The organism is Myroides odoratus (genome assembly GCF_001549985.1).
Taxonomy (GTDB): Bacteria; Bacteroidota; Bacteroidia; order Flavobacteriales; family Flavobacteriaceae; genus Flavobacterium; species Flavobacterium odoratum_A.
Window position 1 is genome coordinate 42405 of the sequence record NZ_LROZ01000011.1, and the last position, 13022, is coordinate 55426.

The 13022-nt window shown below is 35.3% G+C and carries 10 protein-coding genes; 1 reads left to right on the forward strand and 9 read right to left on the reverse strand.

Features of this window, described 5'->3' with window-relative positions; genetic code table 11:
- Positions 1-210: 210 nt before the first annotated feature.
- The 5 genes from hppD to AWV75_RS12045 all read right to left on the reverse strand — a co-directional run bounded on the left by hppD (position 211) and on the right by AWV75_RS12045 (position 8032).
- Positions 211-1371, reverse strand: coding sequence for a 4-hydroxyphenylpyruvate dioxygenase (gene hppD / locus AWV75_RS12025; RefSeq protein WP_060874604.1), 1161 nt, complete (start codon positions 1369-1371; stop codon positions 211-213).
- Between the two features lie 49 nt (positions 1372-1420).
- On the reverse strand, positions 1421-2581 hold the full coding sequence (locus AWV75_RS12030) for a homogentisate 1,2-dioxygenase (RefSeq protein ID WP_060874605.1): 1161 nt from the start codon (positions 2579-2581) through the stop codon (positions 1421-1423).
- 218 nt (positions 2582-2799) lie between these two features.
- Entirely contained in the window at positions 2800-5028 is a 2229-nt protein-coding gene (locus tag AWV75_RS12035) for a patatin-like phospholipase family protein (protein ID WP_060874606.1), read from the reverse strand.
- Positions 5029-5053: 25 nt separating this feature from the next.
- Entirely contained in the window at positions 5054-6844 is a 1791-nt protein-coding gene (gene uvrC / locus AWV75_RS12040; RefSeq protein WP_060874607.1) for an excinuclease ABC subunit UvrC, read from the reverse strand.
- A gap of 588 nt (positions 6845-7432) precedes the next feature.
- Positions 7433-8032, reverse strand: a complete 600-nt coding sequence (locus AWV75_RS12045; RefSeq protein WP_060874608.1) for a hypothetical protein — start codon at positions 8030-8032, stop codon at positions 7433-7435.
- A 466-nt stretch (positions 8033-8498) separates the two neighbouring features.
- On the opposite strand from AWV75_RS12045, the gene AWV75_RS12050 reads away from it, so the two are divergent.
- Entirely contained in the window at positions 8499-10136 is a 1638-nt protein-coding gene (locus AWV75_RS12050; protein WP_231738112.1) for a helix-turn-helix domain-containing protein, read from the forward strand.
- Positions 10137-10213: 77 nt separating this feature from the next.
- Here AWV75_RS12050 and AWV75_RS12055 read toward each other — a convergent pair whose 3' ends face one another.
- The 4 genes from AWV75_RS12055 to AWV75_RS12070 form a co-directional block, all read right to left on the reverse strand.
- Positions 10214-10777, reverse strand: a complete 564-nt coding sequence (locus AWV75_RS12055) for a 5-formyltetrahydrofolate cyclo-ligase (RefSeq protein ID WP_060874610.1) — start codon at positions 10775-10777, stop codon at positions 10214-10216.
- Complete coding sequence (locus tag AWV75_RS12060) at positions 10770-11726, reverse strand: succinylglutamate desuccinylase/aspartoacylase family protein (protein WP_060874611.1); 957 nt, start codon at positions 11724-11726, stop codon at positions 10770-10772. The genes AWV75_RS12055 and AWV75_RS12060 overlap by 8 nt, the downstream gene beginning before the upstream one ends.
- 229 nt (positions 11727-11955) lie before the next feature.
- Entirely contained in the window at positions 11956-12549 is a 594-nt protein-coding gene (locus tag AWV75_RS12065) for a lipoprotein signal peptidase (protein ID WP_060874612.1), read from the reverse strand.
- 85 nt (positions 12550-12634) lie between these two features.
- A complete protein-coding gene (locus AWV75_RS12070; protein WP_002988912.1) occupies positions 12635-13021 on the reverse strand; it encodes a TraR/DksA family transcriptional regulator in 387 nt (128 codons plus the stop codon).
- Position 13022: the final 1 nt, after the last annotated feature.

A 13022-nucleotide genomic window follows, 5' to 3' on the forward strand; every position in this document is an offset into this window, starting at 1 on the left:
ATAATTGACTGAGTTTTTATGCTATTAACCAACCAAAAAACTATAAATTATGAAAAATTTATTACACTCAAATAAAGCTTATGACATCTTTATTTTTGCGAGTGCAAATGTACAGTTTTTTATTGATTATTTATATATCTCCTATCTTTTAACCCCACTTTAACTATAACGTGTTCAAAATGAAGGTTTTTAAGATATTCTTAACTCAGATTATAGCGTTCCTCTTAACTCTTGCTCGCGCTCAATTGATTCGAAAAGAGCCTTGAAGTTACCTGCACCGAATCCTCTTGCACCCATTCTTTGAATAATTTCGAAGAATAAAGTTGGACGATCCTCTACTGGCTTCGTGAAGATTTGTAATAAATATCCTTCTTCATCAGCGTCAACTAAGATACTCAATTTTTGTAATTCTTTGATATCTTCTTTCATCATATCCATGTGAACACCTAAACGACCAGGAATTGCATCATAATATGCTTGTGGTGGAGCAGATAAAAACTCAACTCCTCTTGCTCTCATTTCACCAACTGTTTTGATGATATCATCTGTTGCAACAGCAATGTGCTGAACTCCAGGACCATTATAGAAATCCAAATATTCTTCTACTTGTGATCTTTTCGCTCCTTCAGCAGGCTCGTTGATTGGGAATTTAATACGTCCATTACCGTTTGACATTACTTTACTCATCAAAGCAGAATATTCTGTATTAATTTGTTTGTCGTCAAAAGATAAAAAGTTTACGAATCCCATTACATCTTCGTACCATTTTACCCAAGTATTCATTTCATTCCATCCCACGTTTCCTACCATATGATCCACGTATTTTAATCCAACTGGTGTTGGGTTATAATCGCTTTCCCATTTAACGAAACCAGGTAAGAATACACCATTGTAGTTTTTTCTTTCTACAAACATGTGAACAGTTTCTCCGTAAGTATAGATTCCTGCGCGAACTGTTTCACCAAATTCGTCTTTTTCAACAACTGGCTCCATGTATGATTTAGCACCACGGCTTGTTGTTTCTTCGTATGCTTTACGTGCATCTTCTACCCAAAGTGCAACTACTTTAATTCCATCTCCGTGTTTTACGATATGGTCATTTAATTCAGACTCTGCTGTTAATGGTGTAGTTAAAACGATGCGGATTTTATCTTGTACTAATACGTAAGATGCTCTGTCTTTCACTCCTGTTTCTAATCCTGCATACGCTAATGATTGGAAACCAAATGCTGTCTTGTAGAAGTGAGCCGCTTGTTTCGCGTTACCTACAATAAATTCAACGTAATCTGTTCCTAACAAAGGCAAGAAATCTTGCGCTCCTTCAAATATTTTTTCTAAGCCAAATTCAACCGACTTTACTTCTTTACTCATAATATAGTTTTTGTTGTTGTTTATTTATTCTCTTTACTCTTGTTGTTTGTTATTCTTCTAACCACGATTGGTAGTACTGTTCATCGGCAATCTTCATTGCTTCTTCCGTCACCATCAACGGTTTAAAAGTATCCACCATAACAGCTAATTCTTCTGTTACCGTCTTTCCGATTGAACGCTCTGCAGCACCTGGATGTGGTCCGTGTGGAATACCTGCAGGGTGTAATGAAATATGACCTGGTGCGATATCATTACGACTCATAAAATCACCATCAACATAGTACAACACCTCATCACTGTCAATATTACTGTGATTGTAAGGAGCAGGAATAGCATCTGGGTGATAGTCGTATAATCTCGGCACAAAAGAACAAACGACGAAACCAGCAGTTTCGAATGTTTGATGTACTGGAGGTGGTTGGTGAATACGCCCGGTAATCGGTTCAAAATCGTGAATAGAAAAGGCATACGGATAGTTGTAACCATCATAGCCTACGACGTCAAAAGGATGCGTTGCATACACCATTTCGAAGATTTCATCTTGTTTTCTCAACTTGATTAAAAAATCTCCTTTTTCGTCATAGGTTTCTAGGTTTTCTGGACGACGGATATCTCTTTCACAGAAAGGAGCATGTTCCATCAATTGTCCAAACCAGTTTCTATAACGTTTAGGTGTATAAAATGGATGTTTAGATTCCACGATAAACAAACGATTATCTTCAGTATCGAAATCCATTTTATAAATCATTCCTCTTGGAATAACTAAGTAGTCGCCGTATTTAAAGGTTAAGTTTCCTAAAAAAGTACGCAGGGTTCCTGATCCTTTATGGATAAAAATCAATTCATCAGAATCGGTATTCTTGTAGAAATAATCCTCCATTGATTTCTTAGGAGCCGCTAATACAATGGTACAGTCACTATTGGTCAAAACTGCTTTTCGGCTTTCTAAAAAATCATTTTCAGGTTCTACTTGGAATCCTCTTAGTCGGTAAGATTGAATGTTATTTGCTTTCGCAATTTTAGGCGCAACTGAATACTGTTTACGTATTTCTTTCACCTGTGTCGGTCGGTGTACATGGTACATATTTGTTGACATTCCGTCAAAACCAACTGTACCAAACAATTGTTCATAGTATAAGTCACCGTTTTCCTTACGGAAAATCGTATGACGTTTAGGGGGAATACTCCCTAAGCGATGATATAAAGGCATAATTACTTATAGTTTTAAGGTTGGAAAAAAATGATATAAGTAAAAGTTTCTCATTCAGGATTTCTCTTGATCAGAAACTTAATGTAAGCCAATAAACCGTCCCATTGTATTTTCATAATATCACAAATATCGAAATAAAAATGATATATCCAACTTGTTAACCAAATTTTATTTGCGTATTGCTAAAACACAAAGAGTTAAGTTGCTTTAATTCTTAACTAAAACCAAAAGCCTACGGAGAAATAAGTATAGCTTCCACCTGTATCTGGGGAATAGCTGTATTTCACTTCAATAGGTCCAATCATCGTTTGCATCCCATACCCTATCGCATAACCCGAAAAATTTGATTTAAACAACCATTCAGACCCAGAAAAAATATCTTCCCCAACATTTGCTAGGTTTGCAGAAAAGTTGATGTGATGCTTTTTAAAGATTTCATAATCTAAGTTCAGTGATCCTGTGATATATGAATTTCCAGCAATACTCAACAAATCATAACCATAAAAAGGAATAAGGTTATCGCGATCAGCAAATCCATATCCTCCTAAAAAATACATGAATCCCATAGAAGGTGTATTTCCAATGGTTGCTCCTACACGCGAACGCACATCGACAAACAGTTTATCTGCTAAACGAGTTGCATAGCCCAGATGTCCAGTAATCATGGAAAAGTTCTGAAAATTATCGAGGTAATCCGACGAGTAAAAGTAGTTTTTGTACTCTCCTTTAAACATAAATCCTTTGCGCGGAAAATACTTGTTGTCATACGTGTCAAAAGTAAAATTTGCAAATCCTCCCAGGTAAGTACTGCGATCAAAATTGCTTTCTTTTACATTCAGCGTATTGCTCTTAATATCAAAGTAACGATGCTCTAATCCTGCCGCTAAGAGGAATTTCTGTTGATAAAAAGTTTGAAAAACCAAGCGATTTTCTAAGTCTTTGTAATCGACATTAAACTTCGCAGGCAAACTAGCAAGATCAATATCAGAAGGCAATTCAAAATGGTCATTTTTCAATAGCATTTTAAAGCGCAAGTCATGACTAAATTGATTGTATTTTGAATTGATTCCCACACTCCAATAAAATCCATTATCCACGAAATAATTAAAATTGTAACGTACATTATCACCAACAGCAACATCTAAAGAAGCAACATCACTTTTCATCAATAGATTCTTCTGTGTTATGTTTAATAAGGCAGCTGATTTGTATAACCCATCGTAGTGAACACCTAATTTTAAATAGCGTTTCGTTGGGTTTTCAACTAGGTCTAAAACCAATTCATCTCCCGCTCCATTCGCATCAAACCGATAGGATATACTGCTAAAGTTGTCCGTTCCGTTCAGCTGATCGATTCCCTTTTCAAGTTCATCAAACGTCACCATACTATTGGGTTTAAACCCTAACTTTCCGTGAACATAACGTTGTGTATATCGAGTTAATCCATTAATATCAATCGAATTTACATAAATTTTATCGGTGTATTTCGGTACAAATTGCTTCTGCAACACATCCTTTTTCCCGCCAATTTTCTTGATTTCATCCAATTTCGTTTCAGCTGCTGCAACTCCACGTTGGATGATTGCTTTTCCTTCTTCAAAAGAGACTACGGTATAGCCCGAGATATCGGGTTTGATGTAAATATCGGTTTCTCCAATCTTATTCTTCATCTGATTAATGGTTGAATAATTGGAAATCTGCAACAACACATCCGCAGCGCCACTGATAGCATCTATATCTTTTAATCCATCTTGAACATCGACTCCAATCACAATATCCGCGCCCAATGCTTTAAGCTCTTCAATCGGGTAATTATTGACAATTCCCCCATCAATTAAGTGTTTATCATCAATTAAAACAGGTGCAAATAAAGAGGGAAAAGCCCCACTCGCCAAGATGGCTTGAGGTAAATATCCAGAGTCAATCAAAACAGGTTTTCCTGTTTCAATATTCGTTGCCACACAAAGAAACGGAATGTTGAGATCATTAAAATCACGCACATGTCGAACATGCGCTAATAATCTATTCATCAAGTTGTAGTTGTACATACCTCGCGAAAACGCTTTAGGTAATCCAATCTTAAACTTATCAAAGGGTAACGTTAAGGCGTAAATTTCGTCGTTTTTCTTTTCGTAAAATGATTTAGAAATACGAGGAATATAGTCTCTAATTAGCGCTGTAGCATCAATACTACTAAAGATAGAATCCAATTCTGAAGCGGTATACCCAGAAGCGTATAATCCCCCTACAATAGCCCCCATACTCGTTCCTGTAATATAGTCTACTTGTACGCCTTGTTCTTCTAACACTTTTAATACGCCGATATGCGCAAGTCCTTTTGCACCACCACCACTCAACACCACTCCAACTTTAGGGCGATCTTCTTCTTGGGCAAAACTCGTACCTGCCGCTAATACTATTGCTAATAATGCTATAATTCTGCGCATAGTTATCCTTTTTTATTCTACTAATTTAGTTTAAATGTTCCAATAAAACTTTAGTTTTTGCTTTTCCAATCACACTTTCTATTTCTTCTACTGGTGCTTCCTTGAGTCGCTTAATCGATTTAAAATGATTCATCAACTTCGTTTTTGTTTTTTCTCCAATGCCAGGCACCTCATCCAATCGGCTCGTAATCGCATTTTTACTGCGTTGATTGCGGTGGAACGTTAATCCAAAGCGATGGGCCTCATCTCGAAGATGAATAATTACTTTCATCGTTTCTGATCGCTTATCCAAGTAAAGCGGATAACTATCTCCAGGATAAAAAATTTCTTCTAAGCGTTCCGCCAAACTGATGATTGGAATTTTCCCTCTTAGTCCTAATTTTTCTAAACTCTTTAGGGCAACACCCAGCTGTCCTTTTCCCCCATCAATAACAATAAGATCCGGTAATGCTTCTTTTTCTTCGAGTAAACGCTTATATCTTCGAAAGACAATTTCTTCCATGGAAGCAAAATCATTTGGGCCTTCAACCGTCTTGACATTAAAATGACGGTAATCTTTTTTACTTGGTTTACCATCTTTGAAGACGACACAAGCGGCAACAGGATTGGTTCCTTGAATATTCGAGTTATCAAAACACTCAATATGACGTGGTTCTTTTGGCAAGCGCAAGTCTTTCATCATCTGCTGCATAATACGCTTCACATGTCGATCTGGATCCACAATTTTAATTTGTTTCAATTGATCCATGCGATAAAATTTGGCATTGCGTTCTGATAAATCCAACAGCGCTTTTTTATCGCCCATTTTGGGTACCGTCACTTTAATCTGTTCTCCTAAATCTAAATCAAAAGGAACGAGAATCTCTTTGGTTAGCAATTCAAACCTACTGCGTATCTCTATGATCGCTAAAGCCAATAATTCTTCATCTGTTTCCTCTAATTTCTTTTTTAACTCTAAGTTATGAGAGCGAATAATCGCCCCGTATGAAACTTGCAAAAAGTTGACATACGCATTGGTTTCATCAGAGATAATAGAAAACACATCCACATTGCCAATTTTTGGATTGACGATGGTTGATTTCGCTTGATAGTTTTCAAGTAATTCTATCTTTTCTTTGATTTGTTGTGCTTCTTCAAAACGCATGTCTGTTGCCAATTCCAACATATAGGCTTTAAATCCTTTTAGACTTTCTTTGAAGTTTCCTTTTAGGATATCTCGTATTTCGGTGATTTTCTTATCGTATTGGATAGTCGTTTCATAGGCTTCACAAGGTCCTCCGCAATTGCCGATGTGGTATTCTAAACAAACTTTAAACTTTTCACTTCGGATATTCTGCAAGGACAAATCATAACTGCAGGTACGAATAGCGTAAAGTTCTTTGATAAGCTCCATGAGCGTATTCACGGTTTTGATACTCGTATAGGGTCCATAGTATTCTGAACCATCTTTCACCATACGACGCGTAACAAACACTCGAGGGAAAGGTTCTTTTTTAATACAAATCCACGGATAGGACTTGTCATCCTTTAATAGGACATTATAACGAGGCTGCAATTGTTTGATTAAATTGTTTTCCAACAGCAACGCATCCGTTTCCGTTGGCACAACTATATGCTTAATCTTCACAATTTTTTTGACTAATACATTGGTCTTTGCATTATCGTGAATTTTATTAAAGTAAGAGCTCACCCTTTTTTTCAAGTTCTTCGCCTTACCAACATATAAAATCTTACCTTCTTTATCAAAATACTGATACACACCAGGTTGATCTGGTAAGGTTTGTATTTGTAACGCTAACTCTTCTTTTACTTGCATCTACTCTGTAATTTAGTAACAAAAATAAAGCTTAAAATTAGGACGGCAAAAGATGCTTTCCTAAAACGTAGTATTCTTGGTTGAAATTCCAACATTTATCTATAAGAGAATCTCCATGGCAATCAATAAAAAAAGGTGTTCGATTGAACACCCTTTTTACCATCTAAATTAATCAATTATAATGGATATAATTCCTCTGTTTTTTTACCCGTCTAAAACGATAAAGCTTACTATTTTTTGCCTTATTTGTTGATTTACTGATTATCGTATTAAAAGTTAAGGCTTCGCCTTGAACAACTTAACACTGATCCCCAAAACCAGAATCATACAAACAATGGCAACCCAAAACCAGGCCGGTGGAAACACCCAAAAGTTCATCCCTGCCCATAGTAGCAATAACACTGCAAATATTTTAAACCGATAGGTAATTATAAGTTCCATTACTATTTTTACTTTCTAAGGATATTAGTATTTATTTCACTCTCATGTACCCTCTTCTTTGTGTATTTTCTCTTTTTTTATCAATTACTTTGTTTCTGACCAGCATTCCGGACTGCTAGCTCTATAGAAACAACACTTATTGATTTCTTAATTTACTTTTTCAATTTTTTCTACTTTTTTAACTTCACGGGCTAATACAGTAAACACCACTGCACGAGCTGCCCCTTGTTGATACCCATAAGCAAAAGCTAGAGGTCTTGTTCCATTCCAATCATCATCAGGATCATTTTTGTCAATTAAGAATTGTAACAATTTTACTTCCTTGGGAAGTAATCCTATTTCCTTTTGAGGATCGACAGTCAAAGGACTATGATCAACCAATAATTCTTTTAAATATTTTTTTGCCGTTGGAGAATAATTCATTTCATTAATTAACTGGAGTGCATCCATAGTCATAACCTCATTTAACTCCGATACAGTTGGCGACGTATACTCTGGTTTAATTATCGAAAGAAAATCTGCATTAGCAAAAGCAATACTTTCTACCTGAGAGATAAGTTGCAACTTACTAGAATAAGCACTCGTACTTTCAGACGATTTTTCAATATCATCAATCAACGTACCCCAATTCACTTGTGGAATCGTTTGAATTATATTTTCTTTTTGTATTGATCCTGTTCCCTCTTCTTCTGTACTACATGAAGCAAACAATACAGCTAATACTGCGCAGATATAAATCTTTTTCATAGTTTTGCTTTTTAAATCAAATGTTCTTTTTCTTATTCAACTCAAATAATTCATCGTTGCTTAATCTTGCAATTCTGATAATTTCAAAACAAACTTAAGAGGCTTTTTAAAAAAGCACAAATTTTTACTTCTTAAGCAAAGGAAGTATTGTAATTACTAGGGTTGATTTTGTAAAAAACACTGATTTTAAGCCTATTACACATTTTAAATTACTGTGAAAGGAAAATTTATCAATCAGAGGGAAAAATTGTAAAAACCATGATTATCAACACTTTATAAAACACAAAAAAGCATTAACTTTAATACGACACCTTCTAAACCTCAATAAATGTTTTTAAAAAAACTCTTGTCTTTCACTTTTATAACTTTTAGTTGTTATTTTTCTTGCACCCTATCTGCTCAAACTAAGACAGACTATAAAAATTGGTCCCTATCAGAATTGCTTTTTAGTATCAATTCCGACTTATTGAGTCCAACAGATAAAGAAATTTATCTTGATTATTACCTTCAAAAAGCAAAAGAAGAAAAAGCTTCAGACGATGTTATTATTGGGTATCGCAAAAAGATTTTATTAGCAAAAAATTATGAGACACAAAAACAATATGCCGATAGTTTACTTCATTTTACTCAGCAATTAAAAAATATTCAAGCCATAGGTTCAGCATATAATGTTAAAGGTTATGTAGAATATCTCAATAAAAATTATAAAAAGGCATTAGAATACAATTTAAATGCTGAAGAATATCTAAAACAATCTGAAGACGAATACACCTTAAACAAGGTTAAGAGTTCTATTGGATCCATGTACTATCATTTGGAAGAATATGACAAATCAGAAAAAGCAACTAAAGAAGCTTTGTTGTATTACCAAAGCCAACTCAAGGACACTAGCAATGCATATAACAACCTGAGAGGTTATATTACTAATTTATTTTCGTTAAGTAAGACCAACTTTCGTCAGCAAAAAAACGATACAATTCAGTTATTAATTAGCAAAGGTTATGAAGCTGCCAATCAACTTAAGTCTAAAGATAAAGTACTTGAAACCGCCTATTTTGATTTAATCAATGGCATGTACAACCATCAATTAAAACAATATCGAGTTTCCGATTCTCTTCTGAATAAAGCCTTAATTCCCATTCAAAATAACAGAGATTTTGCCAATGAGCATCTCCTTTATTTGTATCTAGGCAAAAATGCTTGGGAAACGAACGACAAAGACAAAGCTTTATCTTATTTTGAAAAAATAGAGCACCTCTATCAAGACAAACAATTTGCCAATGTCGAGTTAAGTGAAGCTTTTAACTATCTCATCACCTACTATCAAGATAAAAAAGATCTTGAAAAAGAGTTGTACTATACTAAATTGCTAATGACGCTCTCATCCGAACTTCACAAGAGTAATACTAAACTTAGTTCGTATATGCACACCCACTTGGATACAAAACAATTAGAAGCGTCACAGAAAAAATTAGAATATGAGCTCGCTAGAAGTAAATCAAAAATAAAAGGATTATATGGTCTAGTTACTGTACTTATTTTGGTTGTATTTATTGGTCTTATTTACTATCAGAAGAAACAGCAGGTGCTTCAATCACAGTATAAACAATTGATTCATCAATCACCCAAAGAGACTGTATCATTATTAGAACACGTTCAACAAAATAGAATTGACGCTCTACCGCTTATTGAAATACCAGAAGCTAATACCCTATTAAGTACCAATCAAGTATTAATCAAAAAGTTAATAGATTTCGAAAACAAAAAAGGATTCTTACAAAAGATTACACAGGATGAATTGGCTCGACAATTTGGGACAAATCGCAATACGCTATCTAAATTCTTCAATGAAGAAAAAAACATTAGTTTTTCCGATTATCTCAAGCGACTTCGCATTCAACATGCTGTACGAGAATTAACCTATAATCCCAAGTTGCACTTGCTTAATCTCAATGGTTTAGCGGACGAATTTGGTTTTGGAAACTCTAAGAGCTTTTCGACTGCCTTTAAAGAAATAACAAAAATATCAGTGACGGATTTTATTAAAATGCGTCAACAAGATGAAGATTTCAAAGAGATGGACCAAAGTAAAACTGCTCTTTAAAAACAATCCGTTACAGCGACGATAAAAAAATGCCCCAAAAGGTTGACCTTTTGGGGCATTTTTTGCTTTCATCACTTTTAAAAAGCATATATTTTATCTGGTGTCACACAGTAATCTAGCGCAACATCGAGGGCAGAAACATCTTCAATTTTGGGTTCCGCTTCAAAGAAGCTAAGTCCAACTTTGATTACCTCAGGTTTACATTTTTCCAAGAATCGATCGTAGAATCCCTTTCCATAGCCTACACGATTGCCTTTTTCATCAAAAGCCAACAACGGAACGAAGACAACATCCAACTGATTTTCTTGGATTTGAATTCCCTCTTGTGGTTCTGGTATTCCATAACTATTTACGCGTAATACTGTATTATCCGTCAATAAAAAGTGTTGCATCTCTCCCGTTTTGAAATCGGATTTCGACAGAATTATATTTTTATCCTTACCTGCTAACACCTGCATCAAGTAATCCGTATCTATTTCCTTTTTCTTTACAATAGACAAAAACAAATGGTAATTGATCTTATCCCAAATAGGCAAGCGCAAACATTGATTCGCAATGGCCAAGCTTCTTTCCTCAACCTCCTCATCTGTGAGTATTTCTCTAGCGTGGATGTACTTTTGACGTGCTGTAGTTTTATTCATTGGTTGTGTTTTTTGACAAGTGAAATATAGCATCCCCTTGATAAACAATAGGCGAATCATTAACATTAATAACATATCCGCTATTGGGTGCTTTAATCATTACATTTTCTCTTCCATAAGGGTCTGAGATATACGCAAGCGCTTCTCCTTTTCTCACAAAGGTTCCCACAGCAACTTGATCATGCATTAAACCAGATTGCTTTGCTCTAATCCAAACAGATTGACTAATAATTACCATCTTCTCCTGGCGTTTTTCAACTTCAATCTCTTCGCGTAACATATCAAAATGACGAAGAACACGCTTAGTTCCTTCTACTCCCATTTTAGACACTTCTGCATTAATGTCTAGCGATTTTCCGCCTTCAAACAACAACATTTTAACTCCGCGCTTGGCACAAGCACTGCGAAAAGATCCTGTAATTTGGTTGGAATACAATAAGAAAGGGGGATGGAAAATTTCTGCTAAAGGCTCCAGCACTGCTTTATCATCCATCGAGATGCGCAACTGAGGAGCATTGAATCGGCTTTGCCCTCCTGCGTGAAAATCAATCACAAAATCGACATGTGGAATAATATGCGTTAAGATATGATAAGCAAAACGCCCTGCTAAAGAGCCCGTTTTACTACCTGGGAATACGCGATTTAAATCTCTCCCATCGGGAAATTCACGCGTTTTGTTAATAAATCCAAAGATATTAATGACTGGAATACAAATAATCGTACCTCTTTTTGGGCGATTTAAACCCTGATGTACAATTTGGCGCACAATATCAACCCCATTAAGCTCATCTCCGTGTAATCCTGCTGAAAAGAGTATTGTGGGTCCCTCTTCTAAGGCGCGTGAAATAATTACGGGGATTTTTAATTTAGTTGCCGTATGTAATCGCGCAATTTCTAGATGTAGTGTCTTACTTTCTCCTGGTAAAATAACTTCCTCTAATATCTTCATAGCTCGCTTTATTTTCGAGAAGTGAAGATAGTGAAAATTGTAAAGGTGTGAAGTTGTTTTTTGTGAAGTTGGTTAGGCGATGAAGATGTGCCAAGTAAACAGTGAACAAAAAACGGACGAATTTACATTCGTCCGTTTTTTGTTATCTCTTCTATTATTTTATCTTATTCGTGTTCAATGAATCTCCACTGCGTTTCGATTTCTCATTTCCCATCTCCATTTCAAGGAATTAATTTTTGAAAATGCGTTTATTCCAAACAATTAAAATTCCAACACCTACCGAGATAGCTGTATCGGCGAAATTGAAGATTGCATTAAAAAACGTGAAGTATTTTCCGCCCCAAATAGGTAACCATTCCGGCAACGTTCCTTTCCAAATAGGGAAATAAAGCATATCCACTACTTTTCCATGGAAAAGGGTTCCGTAAGGTTTATCAGTAAATAGCGTTGCCAATTGATGTGTGCTATCGTCAAAAATAACACCGTAGAAGATTGAATCAATAATATTACCGACTGCTCCAGCTAAAATCAAAGAGATTGCAACAATAAGGTAATTAGAAAGCTTTTTCTTTACAGAGTCCTGCAACCACCAACCAATACCAAATACAGCGATGATGCGAAATAACGTTAAGGCCAACTTTCCATAGTCCCCTGGAAGAGAAACTCCCCAAGCCATTCCCTCGTTTTCTATAAAATGAATTCTAAACCAATCAAAAACAAAAATTTCTTCATCTAATAAAAAATTCGTTTTGATGTAGATTTTTGACCATTGGTCGATAATTAAAATTATAGCAGCTAATAAATAGGCTCTCTTTAATGACATTCTCTTCAGTTTTAGAAGCAAATGTAAACGATTTTACGTGATAAAAAAAGCGCTCTTTTATTAAAAAGAGCGCTTCGTTATTCATTTAACGTTGCATATTTTTCGCTTCGATACTCATTGTAGCATGTGGCACTAATTTTAATCGTTCTTTGTCGATTAACTTTCCTGTCACTTTACATAAGCCATAGGTCTTATTTTCAATGCGAATTAAGGCATTTTTTAAATCTCTAATGAACTTTTCTTGACGAATAGCCAATTGAGAATTCGCCTCTTTAGACATCGTTTCACTACCTTCTTCAAATGCTTTAAACGTAGGAGATGTATCATCTGTTCCATTATTTAAATCATTCATATATGCACTTTTGATTAATTCTAAATCAGCTTGTGCTTTTTCAATTTTAGCTTGAATCAACTCTTTGAATTCTGCCAACTCTGCGTCAGAATAACGTACTAATTCGCCAGTCTCTTTCATA

Bases quoted from the DNA above. Each gene is read 5' to 3' on its own strand.
- AWV75_RS12045 (WP_060874608.1), bottom strand. From the start codon at position 8,032: ATGAAAAAGATTTATATCTGCGCAGTATTAGCTGTATTGTTTGCTTCA.
- AWV75_RS12030 (WP_060874605.1), bottom strand. From the start codon at position 2,581: ATGCCTTTATATCATCGCTTAGGGAGTATTCCCCCTAAACGTCATACG.
- uvrC (WP_060874607.1), bottom strand. From the start codon at position 6,844: ATGCAAGTAAAAGAAGAGTTAGCGTTACAAATACAAACCTTACCAGAT.
- AWV75_RS12065 (WP_060874612.1), bottom strand. From the start codon at position 12,549: ATGTCATTAAAGAGAGCCTATTTATTAGCTGCTATAATTTTAATTATC.
- AWV75_RS12070 (WP_002988912.1), bottom strand. From the start codon at position 13,021: ATGAAAGAGACTGGCGAATTAGTACGTTATTCTGACGCAGAGTTGGCA.
- AWV75_RS12060 (WP_060874611.1), bottom strand. From the start codon at position 11,726: ATGAAGATATTAGAGGAAGTTATTTTACCAGGAGAAAGTAAGACACTA.
- AWV75_RS12055 (WP_060874610.1), bottom strand. From the start codon at position 10,777: ATGAATAAAACTACAGCACGTCAAAAGTACATCCACGCTAGAGAAATA.
- hppD (WP_060874604.1), bottom strand. From the start codon at position 1,371: ATGAGTAAAGAAGTAAAGTCGGTTGAATTTGGCTTAGAAAAAATATTT.
- AWV75_RS12035 (WP_060874606.1), bottom strand. From the start codon at position 5,028: ATGCGCAGAATTATAGCATTATTAGCAATAGTATTAGCGGCAGGTACG.